The following is a 22,125-nucleotide window of genomic DNA, read 5'->3' as shown; positions in this document are numbered from 1 at the left end:
GGTGAAACATGACGACGAAACAAACTCCAGACGCACTCACGCAAAAAATAGACGTGTTAAAACAACAATTGCGCCATCACGAATACCTCTATCACGTTATGGATGCACCCGAAATTCCCGATGTGGAATATGACAAGCTGATGCAGGAGCTTAAAAGCCTTGAAGCGCAGCATCCAGAACTGATCACCACAGACTCACCAACCCAGCGAGTGGGCGCCGCACCATTAGCTGCATTCGATACGGTTCGCCATGAAATTCCAATGCTCTCTTTAGATAACGTATTTGATGAAGAAAGCTATCTGGCATTTGATAAACGCGTGAAAGACCGACTGCATAACCACACGGAATTGACATTTTGCTGCGAACTAAAACTAGATGGTCTCGCCGTCAGCTTGCTGTATGAAAATGGTGAGTTAGTTCAAGCCGCAACCCGTGGTGATGGTACTGTTGGTGAAAATATCACGGCTAACGTACGCACGATCAAAGCGATTCCACTGCGTTTACGCGGGGATAATATTCCTGCCCGTGTTGAAATTCGTGGCGAAGTTTTTATGCCTCAAAAAGGCTTTGAGGCCATGAACGACGAAGCGCGTAAAACAGATGGTAAGATTTTCGCTAACCCACGTAATGCAGCGGCGGGTTCTCTTCGCCAGTTAGACCCGCGTATTACGGCTAAACGCCCATTAACCTTTTACTGCTATGGTGTCGGGTTGGTGGAAGGAAAAACATTGCCAGATACCCATTATGAGCGCTTGATGCAATTTAAAGCGTGGGGGCTGCCAGTGAGTGAGCATGTGCAATTACGCGTTGGTTGCCAACAAGTGCTCGATTTCTATCATCATGTTGAAAAAATTCGTCCGACACTCGGTTTTGATATCGATGGTGTCGTGATTAAAGTGAATGATATTGCCACTCAAGAAGAATTAGGTTTTGTTTCCCGAGCACCGCGCTGGGCAACCGCATTTAAATTCCCTGCTCAAGAACAAATTACGCTACTAAAAGAAGTGGAGTTCCAAGTGGGGCGCACTGGGGCGATTACGCCAGTGGCTCGCTTAGAGCCAGTGCAAGTCGCAGGTGTAGTGGTGAGCAATGCCACACTCCATAATGCGGATGAAATTGACCGTTTGGGTGTCCGCATTGGGGATACTGTTGTGATCCGCCGTGCAGGGGATGTTATTCCTCAAATCGTGAGTGTCGTGATGGATAAGCGTCCTGCAGATAGTCGTGAAATTTTATTCCCGACCCATTGCCCAGTCTGCAATTCAGATATTGAGCGTGTCGAAGGGGAAGCGGTGGCTCGCTGCACTGGTGGATTAACCTGTGGCGCCCAATTAAAAGAGTCATTGAAACACTTTGTTTCTCGTCGTGCGATGGATGTCGATGGGATGGGCGATAAAATCATTGAGCAGTTGGTCGATGCGGAATATGTGAAAAACGCGGCGCAGCTCTATCAATTATCAGCCGGTAAATTAACAGGTCTAGAAAGAATGGGACCAAAATCCGCGCAAAAACTCATTGATGCGCTCGAAAAATCCAAACAAACGACTCTGGCTCGCTTTATCTATGCATTAGGGATCCGTGAAGTCGGTGAGGCCACGGCGGCGAACCTTGCGGCACATTATGCATCATTAGACGCGGTTATGGTGGCGGATGAAGAATCACTAAAAACCGTTCAAGATATTGGTGAAGTGGTGGCGAAGCATGTGGTGCATTTCTTCCGTGAAGAGCACAATCGCCAAGTTATTCATGATTTACTAACTATCGCGAACATCCACTGGCCTGAAGTGAAAGTGATTAACAGTGCTGACATTGATAGTCCATTTGCTGGGAAAACGGTCGTGCTGACAGGGTCGATGTCAACGCTTTCCCGCGATGAAGCTAAAGATAGATTGGTGGCTTTAGGTGCGAAAGTAGCGGGCAGTGTATCGAAGAAAACCGACTTAGTAATTGCTGGTGAAGCGGCAGGTTCAAAGTTAGCGAAAGCGACAGAATTGGGCATAAAAGTCATTGATGAAGAAGAGTTAATTCGTTTGCTGAATATCTAATCGTGACCTATATTTAATGCGCAATGCCATTATCGTCTGTCGTGATAGTGGCATTTATTATTTTCTAGCTAACATTTTTACAGTTGTTATTAATGTGTTATTCATGAAACGTGATCTAGTCGTGACTTTTGGAAGATAGGCTGAGTCAGTTTTCATATTAATGTGACATTAATCTCATTTAAATGTTGTCTATTACATAGAATATGCGCATAGACTGATTCGTCACTTTGTTGGAGTCAAATATGACCTCGATCCTGCACTTTATTTTATCCATCGTCATCATCGGCGCTCTCGCAATTTTAGCGAGTAGTAACCGTAGAGGGATCCGCCCTCGCTATGTTATTCAATTACTTGTGATCCAAATTGCACTCGCTTATCTGTTCTTAAAATCAGGTATCGGTGAGTCTTTCGTTCTTGGTATTGCTGGTGTATTTACTCATTTATTGGGTTATGCGGCAGAAGGTACCAAATTTATCTTTGGCGGAATGATTGAAGGCAACTTAGCATTCTTCTTCCTGCAAGTGTTGTGTCCAATTATCTTTATCTCTGCACTGATTGGTATTTTACAACATATTAAAGTCCTGCCTTTCGTTATCCGCATTATTGGTACGGTATTATCGAAAGTAAACGGTATGGGTAAACTTGAGTCATTCAACGCAGTAAGTTCATTATTGCTGGGTCAGTCCGAAAACTTTATTGCTTATAAAGATCAATTAAGCAGTATGTCAGAAAGAAGAATGTACACCATGGCAGCAACGGCGATGTCTACCGTTTCAATGTCCATCGTGGGTGCATACATGACCATGTTAGACCCGAAATATGTGGTTGCCGCTCTGGTCTTAAACATGTTTGGTACATTCGTGGTGTTATCGCTGATCAACCCGTACCCGCCAGAAGGGGAAAAAGAGATCCAAATGCGCAGCCTGCATGAAGGTCAAAGCTTCTTCGAGATGCTGGGTGAATATATTCTTGCTGGGTTTAAAGTTGCGATTATCGTTTCTGCGATGCTGATTGGTTTTATCGCTCTGATTGCGATGGTTAACGGAATCTGCTCTGCCATTTTTAATGTCAGCTTCCAAACTATGCTGGGCTATGTGTTCTATCCATTTGCTTGGATGTTAGGTATCCCTGCGAATGAAGCGCTACAAGTTGGCGGCATCATGGCAGTGAAAATGGTAACCAACGAATTCGTGGCAATGGATGGCTTAAAAGCGGTGGCATCTGGTTTATCTGACCGCTCTGTGGGCATCTTATCTGTATTCTTGGTATCATTCGCGAACTTTTCTTCTATCGGTATTATTGCTGGTGCAATTAAAGGGTTAGATGAAAAACAAGGTAATACCGTTGCACGTTTTGGTCTGAAATTACTGTACGGTTCAACGCTGGTAAGCTTCTTATCTGCTGCGGTGGTTGGATTAATTCTGTAGTTATCACGATAAAAAGTGTTACAGTGAGAAACGGCATTCAGTGAATGCCGTAAGGTTGATGACAAAGAGGGATAAAAGCGTGGTTTTTCCCTCTTTGTGTTATCAGGCGAAAATCAATAAATTGATTTTCCTTGTTAATTTTACAACCCAAAAGAACCATTTCCAAACCTGATGGCTTTGTCAATGGTCTAACGGCATTCAGTGAATGCCGTTTTTTTATCTCTAAAACAAGAGCGGATAAATGGAAAAACAAGACTTACTCGATATAGCCAATACATCGATGCCATTTGGTAAATATAAAGGTTGCGTCCTGATTGATCTTCCAGAGGAATACCTACTGTGGTTTTATAAAAAAGGTGAGTTTCCGGCAGGGCGATTAGGACAATTGATGGAGATGACACTTGGGTTGAAGATAGAAGGGCTAGATAGCATTGTTAAGCCCCTAAAACGAAAATAAGGGTTAGAGGCTTAATCTAAGTTATTGTGCGCTGAGCACGACACGGGCAGTGTCTATGCCTGATTGGTAAGCGCCATGTACGGTGCCGGCTCCTAATAGCGCTAAATGTTCTCCTGCAAAGAAAATTTTGTTATCAATAGGCTGTTTTAATTGGGCAATTTGATCCGCAGAATAGTTAGGTGCGGGGTAGCTAAACGAGCCATAAGTGTAAATATCTTTTTCCCACTCGGTTTTTATCAGCTGTATAGGCGCAGGTACATTATCAAATACCTTTCTGAGCGATTCTTGCAGTTCATGCCATGCTGTGTGTTCATCACACTCTTCAAGCCATTTTGCGGACAACCCACCAAATAAAAACAGCAATGTTGGTTTTTGGTAAATCGCGCTCACGTCCATAAAGTTTAGCCAATAATCAGACTCATGAATATACATACTATTAACGTTATTGAGTGAGTTTTTACGCCAAAAAGCCTGTTCAAAGGTGACAAATAACTTGTTGAATACACCGAAACCTAACTGATGGATAGCTTCTTGAGTTTTTTCAGGCAGTGCAGGCGTAAAATGAATTTTATTTTTCTTCAACACCCCAAGCGGTACGGTGACAACGACTTTATAGGTATTGAACTGTTGTCCATCAAGCGTGGTGACAGTGACATAATTATCTAAGTATTGGATATGTTCAACAGGGTGGTTAAGGCGAATATCCAGCCCTTTCGATAGCGTTTCGATAATTTGGGAATACCCGCGAGGGAAGATCACTTCATCCCCTTCACAAAAGCCTTCGAGTTGTAAAAAATAGGGGGATAATGTCTCTAATGTGCAAGCACAAGGATCTTCTGCAATAGCTTCAAAAAACTCATGTAAACCTGTTTGTAGCTGTTCAAACAAGGATTGACTTGCATGGTGGTCTACTGTCAATAAATGGTGGAACTCAGGGCTTTGCAACCAACTATTTAACGCTTCCGCTGCATTGTTAAATTGGCAGGGTGATGAAATGGTTTCAAACTGTTCCATTAAATAATCAAGACCCGCTTCAAAAGCCTCTTTTTCATTCTCACACAAAACCAAGCCATTTTTTTTATAGAAAATAGCGTCTTGGTAATTGAAAACAACGGTTTGAATATGGTGCTGTTGTGCGATTGCACTGATTGGATTGTCGGTAATACCGTGGATCCAAGAAGCGCCTAAATCATAAAATTGGTTATCAATTTCATGGGTATGAATACGCCCACCAAGACGGTCGCGAGCTTCTAAGATAAGGACTGTTTTATGTTGGGGGTTTTGGGGTTGTGACTGTAATTGTAACTGTAATTGATTTGCGACTGATAAACCTGAAACGCCTGCTCCTATCACAATGATATCGGCATCTATGTGTGGCATAACTCACCTAGTTGAAATGGAATACGGACGATGTGCGATTACACATCTGAATAATTCTATTTAAATAAAATTATAGGCTAATTATATATGAGTAAATCAAATGTGAATAGACAGCAAAATAGAGGGGAGAGAGTTAGGTTAAATTTAAGAGTAACTGCAGATAGAATTTTGAATATAAAGAGTGCATTAAAGGAAGATAAGAAAAAATTTGGTGGAGCTAAGCGGGATCGAACCGCTGACCTCTTGCATGCCATGCAAGCGCTCTCCCAGCTGAGCTATAGCCCCAAATGATGTGTTTTATTATGAAATTCAGCCATCTAAACTGGATTTTAGATGGTGGAGCTAAGCGGGATCGAACCGCTGACCTCTTGCATGCCATGCAAGCGCTCTCCCAGCTGAGCTATAGCCCCAAACAAAATCTTTTGGACGGAAGGCATCATATTCAAGCTCGCTTGGAGTGTCAATATATTAATATGTTTTTCAGGTTTAACTGCTGAAATATAGAACATTTTGCAATCAATTCCCATTTGATGCAGGCGCTGAAAAGAAAACTGCCCCTTAAGTTAAGAGGCAGTATATAGAGAAGCTTCTTATTTAGAAAATTATTGTGCTGATGCTTCGCGTTCTGCGATAAACGCTAATGCTTTTTCGATACGAGCCACAGAGCGAGCCTGACCGATAGCATGAACGGTAACATCTAATCCTGGAGATTGACCTGCACCAGTCACTGCGACACGTAGAGGCATTCCAACTTTGCCCATACCAACGTCTAATTCAGCCGCAGTCGCTTCAATCGCTTGGTGGACATTTTCAGCCGTCCAATCGGAAATAGCGATTAACTTGTCTTTCACCACTTCTAATGGTTGACGTGCCACTGGACGTAAGTGTTTTTTCGCCGCATCAGCATCAAATTCTTCAAAGTCTTGATAGAAGTAATGGCAAGATTCCGCTATTTCTTTCAGTGTCTTACAGCGTTCACCCAGTAATTTGATTAATTCAACTAACTGTGGACCCGTGCTGGTATCGATATTTTGCTGCTCGATATGCCATGCAAGGTAGGTAGCCACTTCTTCAGCTGGCAGAGTATTGATGTAGTGGTGATTCAGCCACTGTAATTTTTCAGTGTTGAATGCACTCGCTGACTTGCTGATAGCATCAAGAGAGAAATATTCTTTCATTTCTTCAATTGAGAAGATCTCTTGGTCGCCATGTGACCAGCCTAAGCGTACTAAATAGTTTAATAGTGCTTGTGGCAGGTAACCGTCATCGCGGTATTGCATAACGCTAACAGCGCCATGGCGTTTAGACAGTTTTTTACCATCATCACCTAAAATCATAGAAACGTGAGCATATTCAGGAACTGGCGCACCTAATGCTTTGAGAATGTTGATTTGGCGAGGGGTGTTATTGATATGGTCTTCACCACGGATCACATGGGTAATTTCCATATCCCAGTCATCAATAACCACACAGAAGTTATACGTTGGAGAACCATCAGTACGACGAATGATTAAGTCATCAAGCTCTTGGTTGCTAAATTCAATTGGGCCACGAATGGTATCATTGAAAATCACCGAACCATCTTGTGGGTTACGGAAGCGAACAACATGCGGTTCTGCCGCAGTGTGGTTATGTTCATGGTCACGGCAACAACCGTCATAGCGAGGTTTTTCGCCTTTTGCCATTTGTTCTTCGCGTAAAGCTTCTAAACGCTCTTTAGAGCAGTAGCAGCGGTAAGCGGTACCGGCTTCTAACATGGTATCGATTACGGCATTGTAGCGATCGAAACGTTTAGTTTGATAGTAAGGACCTTCATCCCAATTTAAATTCAACCAGTTCATACCGTCCATAATGGCATCGATAGCTTCCTGAGTTGAACGTTCTAAGTCGGTATCTTCAATACGCAGGACAAATTCGCCCTGATTGTGGCGACTATATAACCAGGAATACAGGGCGGTACGAGCACCGCCAACGTGCAAGTAGCCAGTTGGGCTTGGTGCAAAACGGGTTTTGATTTTACTCATCGAGATTGCCTTAATTGCGAAACGTTGTTTCTTAATGCGCTTATGTTCATCGTAAGCATTGCTAAAAGTTGCTCTATTCTATCACCCTGTAGTGAATCCTCAATCTGCTTCTCTCTATACAGATAAAGAAAATCATCAAATTGAGAAAATAACCGCTAAATTTTTTAATCTGGTGAGCTTGGGATGATTTTTTTCTAATAAAATTTAGTAGGATAATGTAGTTAATTGATTAAAAAGGGTACTTCTCAGGTGATAATTAAAACATCTTGATTATTTTTGCAACGAACAGAAAAAATCTATTCAAAAACCGTTGACTCAGAACGCAGTATCCCTATAATGCACCTCCATCGACGACGGGGCGATTAGCTCAGTTGGTAGAGCACCTCCCTTACAAGGAGGGGGTCAGTGGTTCGAGCCCGCTATCGCCCACCACCGTTGACGATAAAAACATAAATGATTGGGCGATTAGCTCAGTTGGTAGAGCACCTCCCTTACAAGGAGGGGGTCAGTGGTTCGAGCCCGCTATCGCCCACCAATTATTTATGACAATGTGATTATTATGAAGTGGGCGATTAGCTCAGTTGGTAGAGCACCTCCCTTACAAGGAGGGGGTCAGTGGTTCGAGCCCGCTATCGCCCACCACTTCATCTTCTCTCGCATTAAAATAATTCAGAAATACAGATGGGTCGTTAGCTCAGTTGGTAGAGCAGTTGACTTTTAATCAATTGGTCGCAGGTTCGAATCCTGCACGACCCACCATCTAGAATTATCAGCATCTAAAGTAGTAAAGAATAATTTAGAAATACAAATGGGTCGTTAGCTCAGTTGGTAGAGCAGTTGACTTTTAATCAATTGGTCGCAGGTTCGAATCCTGCACGACCCACCATTAATTTCTATAGCTAGAAAAATATTTGGGTTATTCGGTATGAACATTAGCAACTGATAAGATGGTTGCAGGTTCGACCCGTAGGGTGAGGCCAAAGGCCGAGAAATCCTGCACGACCCACCATCAAAGTAGCGTCATGAAGTGGGCGATTAGCTCAGTTGGTAGAGCACCTCCCTTACAAGGAGGGGGTCAGTGGTTCGAGCCCGCTATCGCCCACCACTTCATTCTTATCAAAAATCACCTCATAAACTCTCAATTTAAACCATAACTTACTGATTTTAATTAGTTTGTACATAAATGTATCCAATAAAATTTCATTATCTCCTCCCACCGATATTCTTCGTTTATTTTGCTTAAATATTCATACCGCTCATAACGTATTGTTCCTATTAAGATTGAATGTATCGTTATATTAAATATTATATTATTAACGTAAATTTTTGGTTTTTTAATGAATCAACATGTCGAATGAAATGATAATGAGATTTTTCCTTGCATTACATAATTCTCAATTTTTTTAAAACCAAAATTTAGTTAATAAAAATAAAGTATATCAATGTAATAAGTGAGATTTCTTAAATTATAGTGTTAAAGGGTTTATGCATTATCGTTTTATCTAAAATGAATTTTTATTAAAGCTATGGTAGCAATGAAATTGTGTTAGAAATTAAATCATGCCATATCATATGAACAATCTTATGTTGGTTTGTGTTAAATAAATCATTGAGAATATTCTTAGGTGATATTAAAGAAATAACAAACAAAGCCTTTATTGATATTACCACGAAAGAACATTTACAAAGGAGTATATTGGTGAATAATTCTAGATATTCACGTTTTGATAATCTTAAAGTTCAATAATTTTCGAGTATTCATGTATTTATAATATTAAAATAAGATTATCGATAATCAGTAATGTTCATATTTTTGTGATATTCATCAAGTAAAGTGAATGTTCGGCTTCCTTAACGTTAATGTTTTGTTATGTTGAATATGTAGATGCATTAAATTCACTAAGTTACTTTAAACATATAGCGTTTAATTAATTTGTAGCATGCAGTTCAAAAATGTAAGTTATTGATGTTTTATGTTGCGGAAAGGTTATATATGTAAAACATATATTTTTTACTTTCCTTTACAGAAAATTCGCACTCAATGTGGTTTTTGACTCAAAAAACTACCAATGTTATCGTGAAATGATTAACTTTGTTACAGTGTTAAATTATTCTGTTTATTTCCTTTATTTTTGGATTTATTGGCGGGAAAGTGATTGATTTTTAGTGGATTGTTTTGATGTATGCACTTTCACCTGAGTTTACTCGGTGATATTCACTGGCTATTGATTATCGTAAGTTATTGATAATTAAAGGCCAATTTGCTAACTCGTCTTGTTTGTATAGAGAAAAATATTTTGTTACATAGTTGCAATGTCATTTTTGGACTAGTTGAAACTAATTAGAAGGCTAGTATATCATTCTCTTAGTGATGTTGGATGTATCACGATGTTTTTATCAATGAATTATATAGTACATATAAAATAACAATGGAAATGGCAGAAAATACCTGCTGATTTTTATTCAATTAATATAGATTGAAGCGAGAATGTTTATGAATACAAAATATCCTGTCGCTTGTGCAGTTGGACAAAAAATTAAATCTTTAAGAAAAGCTCAAGGCTATACAGTTTTCCAATTAGCTAAAGAGATCGACATCAGTGAACAACAACTATTTCGTTATGAACGAGGTGTAAATCGTATTGATATCGATTGTTTAGTTCGCGTATTAAAGGTATTAGGCGTAAATATGGGAGAGTTCTTCAGTGAAGTTCTCCAGGATGATATCAACGCATCTGAGGAAAGAGAATCTAAAGGGTTTAACGACTCGCTGTATTCTCTCGTATAATATTAACTCTTTGAGTCTGTTTCTTAATGAAACAAATTAAATGCAGTAATTAAATTGTTTCAAATGAGAACGGTAAAAATTAATTAACCTAAGTTAATTAGTGAAAGTCATTGAATATATTAATTCACCTCCTATATCGAGTATTTTTTGATGCATTCAATTTAGATAATCAGCTTGGAAAAGTAAGAATTGATTATCATTACTTTTAACATATTACTCTTGTTGGATTTTTACCGGCTCTAAAATGACGGTAACGATACGTGGACCGATCATTTCGCCAATTTTTATTTGTATGTCATTAAGCTTGACTGTATCCCCCTGGATGGGGTCATTTTCAGTATTGACGTGAATAAATTGATTGAGTGTTTTATCGGAATCAGCTTCAATCAAAATCCCATACGACTCGTAAATTTCATTTAATCGCGTTGTACCTTTTAAGCTTAATCCCGACTCAGGTAACTCCATCATGGTTGGTTCTGAAGAGGTTTGGCCGGAGAATAATCTTTCTAGGAATAAGCGATTTTGCGGTTTTAGTACGACAAACAAATGATCATTTGCCATTAAGATTGTTGACCCGCGTGGTGGTAATACACTTTTTTCTCGGGTGATCATCGCAATTACTGTTTGGTCCGGTAGTGCTAATTGAGACAATCGGCGTCCTACGGCTGAGCAGTCCTCACCCAGTGTATATTCTACTAAGTCAGCATCAATCTGGTCGACAGCAGTAATATCTAATGTCGCAGCGGGTAGAAGCGGTGGTGGCTGCATAAGGTTTAACTTACGGGCAAAGTAAGGCAGTGTGGAACCTTGTAATGTTGCAGAAATCAATACCACGAAGAAGACTACATCAAAAATGAGGTTGGCACCTGGTAATCCAAAAATAAATGGGAAAATCGCCAAAATAATCGGGACAGAGCCTCTTAGTCCCACCCAGGAGATAAGTGCTATCTCATTTCGAGTGAAACGAAATAGTTTAAGTACAGGGACAACCGCGAGTGGTCTTGCTATAAAGGTTAATACCAGCGCAATGAGCAATCCTTCCTGCCATACCTCAATCAGCGAGCTAGGGTTAACCAGTAAGCCTAACATAACGAACATGATGATTTGACTTAACCATGCCAGCCCATCATGGAATAAAAAGGTATTGCGTTGAAAAACAAATGAGTGATTACCAATAACCACACCCGTGACAAAAATAGATAAGAAGCCACTACCATCTAAGTTACTGGCGACGCCAAATGAAAATAAACCACAGGCAGCCACTAAAACGGGATAAAGACCTGCCGCAAGTAATTTAATTTTGTTGATGATCTTTATTGAGATCCAACCAACACCGATCCCAACAGCAGCACCAATTCCCATTTGACTAACAAATAATAAAGCTAATTCACTGCCGGAGGCTTGTGGATTCATTAACAGTTGCAGCAACCCAACGGTTAAAAAAATGGCCATCGGGTCGTTGGTTGCACTTTCTATCTCTAAAGTCGCTTGTAAACGCTCGTTTAGGTAAATTCCTGCATTACGTAGCAATGAAAAGACGGCGGCGGCATCGGTGGAGCCAACAATAGCGCCTAAAAGTAACCCTTCAAGAAGTGGAATACCTAAAATATAGGCTGCGGCTAACCCGGTGATACCCGCAGTGATCAAAACACCAACGGTAGCTAAGGTGAATGCCGGTTTCCAGACTAGCTTAATTGATTTTACTGAGGTTTGCAGTCCACCATCGAAAAGGATGAGAGCAAGGGCGAGAGAGCCGACAGCATAAGAAACATTGACGTTATCAAAGGTGATTTTGCCTAAGCCATCCTCACCTGCCAGCATGCCAATAAACAGAAACATAACCAGCATGGGCAAACCAAGTCTTGCAGACAATTTGCTCGAAAAAATACCGAGTAAAATCAATATGGATGAAAGCAATATAAGTTGTTCGATAGTCGGCATAATCAGTTTTCAGTTAGAGGTGAATAAAACGCTGACGATGCATCGTAAAGCGCGCGAGGTAGCTAAAGATGTTATCAAAGTGACTAAAATATACATTTGATAGTGTTTTTAGTCCTAAGAGGCTAAATAAACATTATGGTGTATACTATTATGATTATATATGAATCATTTAAAATATATTGGTATTTTACTGCATTTTTTAAAATTTAAATTTTAGAAATACTCTGTTTTTTTATTAAACTCGTATTAATAGCTATTTTTTTTATGTGTAAATATTTTTTGAGGTGGAATTGAAAAGGGGGAGGAGATGGATAATTGTATGAGAAATCAATAAAAGTCGATGAAAATATTTCATCGACTTTATATTAACTAGTGAAAACGCGCCTTTCTTGCCAAAGTATCACCAATAAACTGTATTCCTTGCACGATAATCACCAAGGTCACCACCGTAATTGCCATAGCAACATTATCGAAGCGTTGATAACCGTAATTTAGCGCAAGATCACCAACACCACCGCCACCAACTGCACCAGCCATCGCCGTTGCCCCAACTAGCGTTATACTGGCAGCCGTTAAGCTTAAAATTAATGACGACTTGGCTTCCGGTAAAATAAAGTGCCAAACAATTTGCCAGTTGGTCGCCCCCATTGCATCGGCGGCTTCAATAATCCCTGAATGGACACTGAGCAATGAATTCTCGACCAATCTTGCCGTATAAGGCGCAATATAAATGACTAATGGCACAATTGCTGCGGTGGTACCGATAGACGTTCCCACCACAAAGCGTGTTAATGGGATTATTGCTACTAATAAAATAATAAAAGGGAGTGAACGGAATATATTAATAATAGGGTTAATCACGCGATAAATACGTTTGTTTTCCCAAATTCCTTCTGGTCGAGTAATGACTAATAAAATTCCCAATAAAATCCCGAATAGCGAACCTAGGACAAGCGCAATACTTACCATAGTGAATGTTTCTGACATAGCCAATAAAAATTGTTTACTTGTCAGTGCCGTTTCAAAAAACTCACTCATACTGTCCCCTTATTCACTGCAACGCCACGATGGCGCAAATAGGTTACGGCTTCATCAATATGTTGTTTATCTCCTAACATTTGAACAAACATACTGCCCAAAACGACGCCGTTGATCTCTTTCATATTGGCAAACAGGATATTAATTTTAATAATATTTTTGATAATAAGCTCATTCACCACGGGTTCTTGTGCTGATTTGCCTAAAAACTCTAATCGATAGACATTCTCTTGATGTTCAAGCTGATGGAGTACACGCTCAGGAATTTTTTCATTGAGCACAGTGCCCACAAATTTTTGCGTAGTTAAATGTTGAGGGTTTGCAAAAATATCAAGTACGGTGCCTTCTTCAACAATACGACCGGATTCCATGACGGCGACGCGATGACAAATCTGCTCAATGACTTCCATTTCATGAGTAACCAATAAAATGGTAATTTTCTGTTCACGATTGATTTTTTGCAGTAATGCCAAAATAGAGGCGGTAGTTTGTGGATCCAATGCAGAGGTTGCCTCATCACACAGCAAGATTTGTGGGTTATTAATTAATGCTCTCGCTATTCCAACGCGCTGTTTCTGCCCACCAGAAAGCTGGTTAGGGTATTGGTGCTTCTTATCGCTAAGTTCAACGTATTCGAGAATGTTATCTACGCGACGGGAAATTTCGTGCTTATCAATACCGAGTAAAACCAGAGGCATAGCAACATTTTGTTCGACGGTCTTCGTTTCCAACAAATTGAAATGTTGGAAAATCATTCCAATACTTTTTTTATGTGTCCGTATTTGTGATGGGGTATGCTCCGCCAAATTGTGCTGATCGACCTTGATGGAGCCACTGGTTGGCTTTTCTAATTGATTGACTAAGCGGATCAGGGAACTTTTACCTGCACCGCTATAACCAATAAAACCAAAAATATCCCCTTTATTGATATGCAAATTAATATCTTGTAGAGCCACCAAGGACTGCCCATTTTTTTCATAGATCTTTTGGACATTGTTAAATTCAATCATCCTTTACTCCACATTTTCAATCTGTTGTACGCGCTGAGCGGGTGGTAAGGCAGGTTGCCATTCATCACCTAATAACTCATTCTCTGTACTGGTTTTAACCAACTCAAGGTGCTGCTGCCGATGGGCCAGATACAACTTGGCAGCAATATGATCCGCTAAACGCTCAGCCCCCGTATTGGTGCCTGGGATCAGACCAATTACGGGACCCATGCTGAGTGAGGCACTTAAATTAAAGCAATAAAAGTGGTCGATAAACGGAAATTCGTAACCCGCTTTCCCTTGTAATTCAAAGTGCTCTCCAAGATAGGGATGCGCGGCAAGTTCATCATTTTCTTCACCTTTAGGTGGGGTATAAACATCTTTCCAGGTTTTAATAAACGGCGCCAAGCGATGAAATGGGCTGTCTTTCTGCCAATTCAGTCGATAACCTGTTGCTAAAATGAGGTAATCAAAAGAAAAATCTCCTTGGTTGGTGGAAACTTGCAATTTATCCTTTCTGACGGCGACATCATTGACTTGCGTATCGAAGTTAAAATAAGCATGAGTGTGGCGAGAAACACGCAGTGTACTACCATGAGGAGCAGGGGTTTTCGCTTTCAAAACATAGTCGGCATAATGCCATTTTTGTGCATCGGTAAAATACCCGTATGCGTTGGTAAAACCGGCACTTCCAGCAACTTTTCCTCGGTTTACTCGCGGCATCTCTTTTGCTCGGATCAATAACTCAACAGACTTAGCTCCATGCTCTAATGCAGTGGCTGAACTGTCCATCGCCCCCGCACTGTAGCCCACAACGCCAATATCGAGTCCGTTAAATCGCTGATAGTTGCTACCTGCGTATGAGTGCTCCCAGTATTGGGTCGGAATTTTATCCATAAATTCTGGGATATTAGGTTCACTAAATGACTCCATACCCGTTGCAATCACAACATGTTGCGCGACAAAAGAGACTTGCCCATTGGGAGTATCAAATGTTAGCTCACGACCTTGAGGGATTAATTTAACATCGACTAATTGGTGCTGATTTAGCAGTGTAGGGGCCGTCATGGTTTTAAACCATTGTAGGTACTCTCCCCATTGTAAACGTGGAATTTTATCGAGATTTTCCCACGCATCATCACCAAATTGAGCTTTAAACCATGCTTGGAACGTTAAAGAGGGGGAGGCGAGAGCAGGACCGACAACCTGTTTGGGGGAGCGCAAGGTTTCCATCAAGGCTGGTGTTTGCCAAGGACCTTCTTTGCCTGAGGGCGCCTGGTCAAAAACGATAGCGTTAATCCCTCGTAATTTTAAGGCAAAGGCTGCAGTAATTCCCGACATGCCTGCACCGATAATGGCAACATTAATCTTTTGCTTATCAATATTTTCATCTGATAGCGACCATGAGCCAATCGGCAAATTAAGATACTGCAAATCTTGATTTATTTGCGTCTCTAGAGCGGCTAATCCAATGACCTTATCCATGGTATTACTCCTCATCTTCAGGGAGTTCAAACGGTTCTCCCAATGTCAGCATTAAGCGATTAGCCCATGAGAAAAATGCACTGGATTGAATTAAATCGAGTAACTCTAGCTCCGTTAATCCTAATGAACGTAATTGGTCAATTTGTTCAACAGAGGCTTGAACTGGAGTGATCGAGAGTGAAGCGACAAGAGAAACAATTGCTAAAAGCCTTGGTTCATAGCCTTCAGCAAGCACGCTTCCTGCGGGAGTTGCCAACAGTTTTTCGACATCACCGAGATGTTCTTTTGCATACTGACTCGCTTTGCGCGCATGAACGGAGGCGCAATAAATGCAGCCATTCACTTTACTGACAGCAGCGGCAGCAAATTCTCTCTCCCAACGAGGTAGTCCACCGGAGGTATAAAAAATACCTCGGTCTATCTGTGTACGTAGCGCTAAAATTTCGCTTTGATGAGCTAACAGAAGGAAATACTCAGAATTTAATTGACCATGTTTTTTCAGAGTTTGAGTTTCATTGTCACTTAACGAATTTACATCTCGCGCAGATAACCAAGACTCCCAACCTAATTGCTGTTGTGTGAAAGCGATTGGTGATGGTTGTCCCAATTGTGTTGTCGCTGCGTGACTCCAATTTCCTGCCGTAATTGGAACATGTTGGTTTGCTTTATTATCTGAAATCGGATTTTTTCCAATTAATAATTCCAAGCCTGCGACTAAGCGGGATTGATAAGTGACAAATGTAATTAACTGAGCCAATAAAATAATATCGGACTCCGACCATCCTTGCTGAATAAACTGCTGCGTTAAAGCGTAATCCGCTTGATTTGGATTACGGGTTAATACCGTTAGATATTTCTCAGCAAGCGTAATGTTAGGTGTTATTTCGACGATGGGTTGTGATGATAATAATTCAGCATAATATTTTTCGAGTAACTTTGAGCCAGTAACTGTCGCCACGGAAAGCGCAAAATAATATTTTACATTTAGAGGCAATATTTGAGAGGGCACAGAAAAAATGGCCTCAAAAGCGGCTTGAGTATTTTCTGTTGCAACCGGCCTTTCTGCGCGGGTCTTTGCTAATTCTGAGTCTGGTGTCAGGTTAAGAATGGTGTTAATTAAATCAAATTTTATTGTCATAAATAACTCACTTTATTTAAATTTTTTTATCTCCTTCATTACATATCAATCACATCATTATTCGAACTACCATTTTGTTATATCGTTATAACCATTTGGTTTTGGTGTGTTCTTATATTTATTTCTATTTAAGTTATAACGAATGGATCTAAAACGTTAAATAAATCCTGTTTATACTCCGTTCGATTGGCAATATTAAAAATTGAAATTAATTAAAAAGTAATCACCATAGGGAATATTAAATGTTCAAACAAAAAATAATAAATTTATCTTTAGTGGCGACCGCAATCATTGTTTTGGCAGGATGTGGTGATAATAAAGAAAAAGACAACTCAGATAAAAAGCAAATTACCATTGGCTTCGGTGTGGGAAATTATATTGATCAAGTCGATAAAGGCATTGTGCCTATTTTAGAGAAAAAAGGTTATCAAGTGAAGTTACGTCAGTTTTCACAGAATAGGCAAATTAACCCTGCGTTTGAAGAGGGGGCAATCGACGTATCAGTGAACCAAAGTCGCGCTTATATGGAAGCGTATAACCAAAAAAATAACATTAATATGGTCGCATTGGCAGATTCGCCAAGCGCACCGCAGAGTTTACGTTCGAATAAACACAAAACGCTGGATGACGTGCAAGATGGCATGATTGTGGCGCTGTCAAATGACCCTGTAAACGCGGAACGTGGTGCTAGAATTTTAGAACAACTGGGTTGGATTAAAATCAAACCGAATGTCAGTACGCTCAGTTTTAGCGTCAATGACATTGAACCTGCAAAATATAAGCTCGATATCCGTGAAACAGATGCTGCGCAAGGTTTACGTCTATTGGATGATGTGGATTTTGTGGTGGTGAATGGTAACTATGTGGCGAGTGCAGGACAGCGTATTGCAGATGGTTTAGTTGTTGAGGATTCACCACTTGAGCATCGCGTTGTGGTTTCTGTTCTACAAAAAGACCTCGAGACTCAATGGGCTAAAGATTTAAAAGAGGCTTTTGAATCAAAAGAGTATGCTGATTATATTCGCTCTCAGCGTCTTTATGATGGTTTTATTGAGCCAGCCGCGTGGGTAAATTATTCTAAATAATATTCGAGTTCTCGTTGCCAATTCGGTGAAAGAATTGGCAACAAATCGCTTAGAAAGATAGACAAATGCCATAGAGTTGGTTATTACCTATTTAGAATAAATAAAAACAGCAAAATAAAACTGTCTTGATAAAGACCAAAACCAGATAGGGAAAAATGATGGCTAACGAGGTTTTAAATGCACTAAAGGTATTAAAATCCAAAAAATGGGTAGATTTAACGCACAGCTTTGATAAAGATTCTCCTCATTTCTTTATGTTTGACTCTGCAGAGTTTAAAACATTATTTGGCTACTCTGACGGCTTTTTTGCTCAGCAATTTACCTTTCCTGGGCAATACGGCACGCATATCGACGCTCCTTGCCATTTTGTTGAAGGAAAACGTTTTTTACATGAATTGGAGCTGCAAGAGCTAGTCCTACCGCTGATTGTTATCGACCAATCTGAGCGAGCCGTACAAGATCCTAATTTTGCTTTTTCTCGTGACGATGTTTTAGCTTTTGAGCGTGAACATGGGAGAATCGAGCCGGATAGTTTTGTGGCGCTACGTACAGATTGGCATAAGCGTTGGCCTTCACAGGAAGCCATGGATAATAAAGACGCTGAAGGTAATAACCAAATTCCGGGGTGGGGTATGGATGCGCTTAAGTTTTTATTTGAAGAGCGTGGCATTAAAGCCATTGGGCATGAGACATTTGATACTGATGCAGCGAAAGATTTTCGCCAAAATAACGGGTTATTAGGTGAATATTACGTATTAGAACAAGATACTTACCAAATAGAATTGATGGCGAATTTGGATCAATTACCGACTCGTGGCGCCGTGATTTTTAATATCGTAGCTAAACCCAATAATGCGAGTGGGTTTCCTGTTCGCTCATTTGCTATTCTTCCCTGATCTTCTTAAACGCCTTTCTCAGTTAAATAAGTTGAGAAAGGCGCCAGCTTTATAACGCGAACAAAATCCATGCGGTGGCTAATAGCATACAGAGAACTGCAACAATTCCCCCTGATTTTGCAAATTCTGAGAATGAAATTTTCACACCGTAAGCAGCGGCTTGTTCCACCACAATAATGCCTGCCAAACTACCAAACACAAATAAGTTACTGGAAAAACCAGAGCCAAGTACTAATGCGGCGCCTAATGCATCAGCGTTACCGTCAGGCGTTAAAAAAGGAACCAGCAGCATGACTGAGGGGTTATTTCCTACAATAGTACTGAGGACGCCAGTCACTAAAAACAGAATGAAAGGGTTATTGAGTTCAACACCATGGGCACGTAAATCATTCAACATTTGCTGCGGTAATCCTGTTCCTGCAAATGCCGCGTTGACGACAAATAATCCCATGATTAATAGTAATAAATTTCCATCCACTAACTTAAGCATATCGCTAGACGCAATGGATCGGTTCAGTAATAGGAAACCCGCTGCCGTTAATGCGATTAACTCTTTCGGTATATCACTTATCACAAAAGCCACAATCACCGCCAGTGTGATCACTCCAGCTTTAGCGGTTTCCCATGTATCTAATGGTGTTGGAGGAGAAACCGTTTTTGGCGTATTACTCGGCTCTTTAGCTAAGTACCAGCGGTTGCGATATAACCACACCAATACCAGCCATGTGAGTGGTAAAGATAATAATGCAGGTATTGCCGATGATTGTAGTAAGCCTACAAAGGAAATATCTAGCCCTTGTGCTGCAATCATATTTTGCGGGCTACCAATCAGCGAGCCTGTTGCACCGTTGTTGGCGGCAAAACAGAATCCAAGAAGAAACGGAATGGGGTTAAGTCCGCGAGAGAGTGTGATGGAGACCAATAACGGCGTCATCGCGACGACAACCACGTCGTTGGTTAAAAGTGCGGAAAGTAATCCGCCAACGGCGATCAGTACTGCAAGCAGCGTAGGAGCACTGACTTTGAGCATCGCCACGCGATCCGCTGTCCAACTATAAAAGCCGGAAACCACAAAAGAAGCAGATACCACCATTAAACCAAATAGCATACCGATAGTGCGGTAATCAATGGCATTCCAGGCATGAGGTGGCGTGATGCTGTCGATGGCCATCATGGCTAACGCACCGATAACAGCGGCGCCTGTTCTATCAACTTTAAAGCCGGGCAGTTTGCCAAATGCCATGGCGATATAGACCAGGACAAAAATAATAATGGTAAGCGTCATATTATTCACATTTTTTCTGAAAGATTAGGGGGATTTTACGGTGAATAAAATTGCAGGCAAGATAAAAAACGTTTAGTTTTTAATTAAGTAAATGGTGTCTAACTAAGATATTCGTAATTCGATGTTATTCGAGCAATGAGCGATAAGTAATTTGCTAGCGAGGTATTTTCTGCATAATAAAATAACGATCTTCATGCCTGTGATTATTGTCTGCTTATCCTCTAGTTCATGCGAGCTGATGGGTTTGTTGGCAAGGATTGGCTATCTATCCATTGAGATAATATTTGTTTTGCAGTTAATCTTAATGGCAAATTTTTTGCGCCAGAATAATTTAAATATTTAGTAGAATATTCTAATAAATATCCATTCTTAAACATAAATTAGTGGCCTGCAATTTAAGTTGAGGCATCTAGTTGTTGTTTATCATGATAAACCATTAGCTGATAATCATCCTGTTTTGCTTGTTCATCTGACGTTCCTTCTATTAACATCACTTGGTTTGATGTCATACCTGATATAACAACGGAAGGCGATTTTTCCATCATACAGCCTATCAGAAGAATACCAATCAATAAGGCAAAAAGTGTTCGCATCGTAGCCAGCCCATAAAATAGGAATATGAGCAAAATAATATAGGGGAAGAAAGATTGGGAAAGTTCTTGGGGGATAGAGTTTATAAATACAGGCTATCTTAAGTAAAGGTTTTCTATTTTTTTCCTATGCTTGAGTTTTTTCAGTAATGCTTTAGTGCAAATGCCTCTTCACACATGTACTAGAGCTGAATTTTTACGATGAACAGATTCTATTTAGTCAGGTATTTTTTAAGGCGACTATAACCAATGATGACGGGAGGGATAGCACCAATCAAGAAAAAAATGCCGCCCAAAAAATAACCTAAAGCAAATAGGACTATCCAGGGATCACTGCGCGGAATGTAGGCATCTTCAGGGTTATTTGGATTAAATCTTACAGTAACTAAATCGCCAATTTCTTCTTTGGTATGCTTTTGGGATTTGCCGCTACTATTTGTGAATTTTACAGTATTTAGATTTAAATCAATGAACTCAATAACGAGATGTGACTTGTGTTTAGAGCCAGAATAAGTGTATTCATACCCAATAACAACCCCGGTTGTTTCGATTGATTTCCTGTCTCTGTCTAACATTATGGATGTTATAAATATGCTGATAGATAGGACTATTGCACCAATTGATGCAAATGACACATAAAATATTTTCATCTAATAAATAGCCCTATTAAAAAATGTAGAATTAATTCGAATTTAGCATCAATAAGTTAACTCACTGTAAATATCAATGAGCAGCAGATTATAAATATTTAAAACACAAATTATGTGAAATTGCACTGGATTATAATTAGGTCTCCTTTCAGAGATACAAGAAGAGCATTGCCGCGGCGTTATAGATCCCATGCAACATAATTGGGGCCAGAAGCGAATTTGTCTGAATTCTCACATGGCAAAAAATAGTAGACATCACAAAAAGCATAATAAATGTGATAAGTGAATTGTATTGAGAGTGGACCATTGCAAACAGCACTGAGGTGATAATAATCATCGTATGCTTACCAATTGGGCCGTAGCCCATTCCGGCATTCAGTAAAAAGCCTCTGAATATAATTTCTTCAATAATTGGTGCTGCGAAAATCACAGACACAACCATAATAAACTGATGCAAGGGCGATAGGGCTAGTATCTGAAGAGTCCATGTTTCATCTTCTCCATAAAATGCGGTTGCAACAGATAATATGATTATTGCTACTATTGGTAACCAGAGTTCTGAAAGCCGTACTGTGCCAAAAGGCATTAGCCCAGTTCGTTTCTGGTAAAATGCATGAGAGAATAGGGAGTAAGGTAAGAGAAATAACAGAATAAATAATGACCAAGCAGCAAAAAGCGCATTGCTCGTCGTGATATTAGGAAACGCCAGCACGGCAAACTGAATTAAGTACCAACCCGCAAAAAAACCGACACAAATTAAGCTATGTATCACTCTATCCATAGATAACATCATTATTTCTATCATTCCATTGTTTATAAACGTTGAGTCTAATATATCAACAACTGAAAACCAAAAAATATTGGTTAGTTTTCGTCATTAAGAGGCAGGTATTCAATAGAGTGATAT

17 protein-coding genes and 8 tRNA genes are annotated in these 22,125 nt (G+C 40.1%); 12 read left to right on the top strand and 13 right to left on the bottom strand.

Annotated elements, in window-relative coordinates:
- The first annotated feature begins 8 nt into the window (after positions 1–8).
- The 3 genes from ligA (at position 9) to LDO51_RS18855 (ending at position 3,929) form a co-directional block, all read left to right on the top strand.
- Positions 9–2,045 carry an NAD-dependent DNA ligase LigA gene (ligA, locus tag LDO51_RS18865; protein ID WP_225575786.1) on the top strand — a complete coding sequence of 679 codons (2,037 nt, stop codon included), beginning with the start codon at positions 9–11 and terminating at the stop codon, positions 2,043–2,045.
- Between the two features lie 242 nt (positions 2,046–2,287).
- Entirely contained in the window at positions 2,288–3,472 is a 1,185-nt protein-coding gene (locus LDO51_RS18860) for a NupC/NupG family nucleoside CNT transporter (protein WP_225575785.1), read from the top strand.
- 241 nt (positions 3,473–3,713) lie between these two features.
- Positions 3,714–3,929: a DUF3820 family protein gene (locus tag LDO51_RS18855; RefSeq protein WP_154628942.1), complete on the top strand. Its 216-nt coding sequence runs from the start codon at positions 3,714–3,716 to the stop codon at positions 3,927–3,929.
- 21 nt (positions 3,930–3,950) lie between these two features.
- On the opposite strand, the gene LDO51_RS18850 is transcribed toward LDO51_RS18855, so the two are convergent.
- The 4 genes from LDO51_RS18850 to gltX all read right to left on the bottom strand — a co-directional run bounded on the left by LDO51_RS18850 (position 3,951) and on the right by gltX (position 7,333).
- The gene (locus tag LDO51_RS18850; RefSeq protein ID WP_225575784.1) at positions 3,951–5,309 is read right to left on the bottom strand and encodes a flavin monoamine oxidase family protein; all 1,359 of its coding nucleotides are present in this window, start codon (positions 5,307–5,309) and stop codon (positions 3,951–3,953) included.
- 209 nt (positions 5,310–5,518) lie between these two features.
- Positions 5,519–5,594: transfer RNA gene (locus LDO51_RS18845), tRNA-Ala, on the bottom strand.
- A gap of 49 nt (positions 5,595–5,643) precedes the next feature.
- Positions 5,644–5,719 (bottom strand) — tRNA-Ala (locus LDO51_RS18840).
- A gap of 192 nt (positions 5,720–5,911) precedes the next feature.
- On the bottom strand, positions 5,912–7,333 hold the full coding sequence (gene gltX, locus LDO51_RS18835) for a glutamate--tRNA ligase (protein ID WP_225575783.1): 1,422 nt from the start codon (positions 7,331–7,333) through the stop codon (positions 5,912–5,914).
- Between the two features lie 356 nt (positions 7,334–7,689).
- Between gltX and LDO51_RS18830 the strand changes: the two genes are divergently transcribed.
- The 7 genes from LDO51_RS18830 to LDO51_RS18800 all read left to right on the top strand — a co-directional run bounded on the left by LDO51_RS18830 (position 7,690) and on the right by LDO51_RS18800 (position 10,121).
- Positions 7,690–7,765: transfer RNA gene (locus LDO51_RS18830), tRNA-Val, on the top strand.
- Positions 7,766–7,792: 27 nt separating this feature from the next.
- Positions 7,793–7,868, top strand: a tRNA-Val gene (locus LDO51_RS18825).
- A 31-nt stretch (positions 7,869–7,899) separates the two neighbouring features.
- Positions 7,900–7,975: transfer RNA gene (locus LDO51_RS18820), tRNA-Val, on the top strand.
- 41 nt (positions 7,976–8,016) lie between these two features.
- Positions 8,017–8,092, top strand: a tRNA-Lys gene (locus LDO51_RS18815).
- A 51-nt stretch (positions 8,093–8,143) separates the two neighbouring features.
- Positions 8,144–8,219 (top strand) — tRNA-Lys (locus LDO51_RS18810).
- A gap of 143 nt (positions 8,220–8,362) precedes the next feature.
- Positions 8,363–8,438: transfer RNA gene (locus LDO51_RS18805), tRNA-Val, on the top strand.
- Between the two features lie 1,389 nt (positions 8,439–9,827).
- Positions 9,828–10,121, top strand: coding sequence for a helix-turn-helix domain-containing protein (locus tag LDO51_RS18800; RefSeq protein ID WP_036949379.1), 294 nt, complete (start codon positions 9,828–9,830; stop codon positions 10,119–10,121).
- 213 nt (positions 10,122–10,334) lie between these two features.
- Here LDO51_RS18800 and LDO51_RS18795 read toward each other — a convergent pair whose 3' ends face one another.
- From LDO51_RS18795 to LDO51_RS18775, 5 genes are all read right to left on the bottom strand, one after another.
- On the bottom strand, positions 10,335–12,062 hold the full coding sequence (locus LDO51_RS18795) for a potassium/proton antiporter (protein WP_225575782.1): 1,728 nt from the start codon (positions 12,060–12,062) through the stop codon (positions 10,335–10,337).
- Positions 12,063–12,431: 369 nt separating this feature from the next.
- Positions 12,432–13,100: a methionine ABC transporter permease gene (locus tag LDO51_RS18790; protein ID WP_132495518.1), complete on the bottom strand. Its 669-nt coding sequence runs from the start codon at positions 13,098–13,100 to the stop codon at positions 12,432–12,434.
- Complete coding sequence (locus LDO51_RS18785; protein WP_225575781.1) at positions 13,097–14,110, bottom strand: methionine ABC transporter ATP-binding protein; 1,014 nt, start codon at positions 14,108–14,110, stop codon at positions 13,097–13,099. The genes LDO51_RS18790 and LDO51_RS18785 overlap by 4 nt, the downstream gene beginning before the upstream one ends.
- Positions 14,111–14,113: 3 nt before the next feature.
- Positions 14,114–15,574, bottom strand: a complete 1,461-nt coding sequence (locus LDO51_RS18780) for an FAD/NAD(P)-binding protein (RefSeq protein WP_225575780.1) — start codon at positions 15,572–15,574, stop codon at positions 14,114–14,116.
- Positions 15,575–15,578: 4 nt separating this feature from the next.
- Entirely contained in the window at positions 15,579–16,712 is a 1,134-nt protein-coding gene (locus tag LDO51_RS18775) for a CMD domain-containing protein (protein WP_225575779.1), read from the bottom strand.
- A gap of 242 nt (positions 16,713–16,954) precedes the next feature.
- Between LDO51_RS18775 and LDO51_RS18770 the strand changes: the two genes are divergently transcribed.
- Entirely contained in the window at positions 16,955–17,797 is an 843-nt protein-coding gene (locus LDO51_RS18770; RefSeq protein ID WP_225575778.1) for a MetQ/NlpA family ABC transporter substrate-binding protein, read from the top strand.
- Between the two features lie 158 nt (positions 17,798–17,955).
- Complete coding sequence (locus tag LDO51_RS18765; protein ID WP_225575777.1) at positions 17,956–18,693, top strand: cyclase family protein; 738 nt, start codon at positions 17,956–17,958, stop codon at positions 18,691–18,693.
- 49 nt (positions 18,694–18,742) lie between these two features.
- On the opposite strand, the gene LDO51_RS18760 is transcribed toward LDO51_RS18765, so the two are convergent.
- From LDO51_RS18760 to LDO51_RS18745, 4 genes are all read right to left on the bottom strand, one after another.
- A complete protein-coding gene (locus LDO51_RS18760) occupies positions 18,743–19,978 on the bottom strand; it encodes an SLC13 family permease (protein WP_225575776.1) in 1,236 nt (411 codons plus the stop codon).
- 395 nt (positions 19,979–20,373) lie between these two features.
- Complete coding sequence (locus LDO51_RS18755) at positions 20,374–20,571, bottom strand: hypothetical protein (RefSeq protein ID WP_225575775.1); 198 nt, start codon at positions 20,569–20,571, stop codon at positions 20,374–20,376.
- Positions 20,572–20,780: 209 nt separating this feature from the next.
- Positions 20,781–21,218 carry a DUF3592 domain-containing protein gene (locus LDO51_RS18750; protein WP_225575774.1) on the bottom strand — a complete coding sequence of 146 codons (438 nt, stop codon included), beginning with the start codon at positions 21,216–21,218 and terminating at the stop codon, positions 20,781–20,783.
- A gap of 148 nt (positions 21,219–21,366) precedes the next feature.
- Positions 21,367–22,011: a CPBP family intramembrane glutamic endopeptidase gene (locus tag LDO51_RS18745; protein ID WP_225575773.1), complete on the bottom strand. Its 645-nt coding sequence runs from the start codon at positions 22,009–22,011 to the stop codon at positions 21,367–21,369.
- Positions 22,012–22,125 lie beyond the last annotated feature (114 nt).

The sequence above is a fragment of the Providencia alcalifaciens genome (assembly GCF_020271745.1).
Lineage (GTDB): Bacteria > Pseudomonadota > Gammaproteobacteria > Enterobacterales > Enterobacteriaceae > Providencia > Providencia alcalifaciens_B.
The sequence above is the reverse complement of the archived record's forward strand: the minus strand, read 5'-3'. Positions and strand labels throughout refer to the sequence as shown.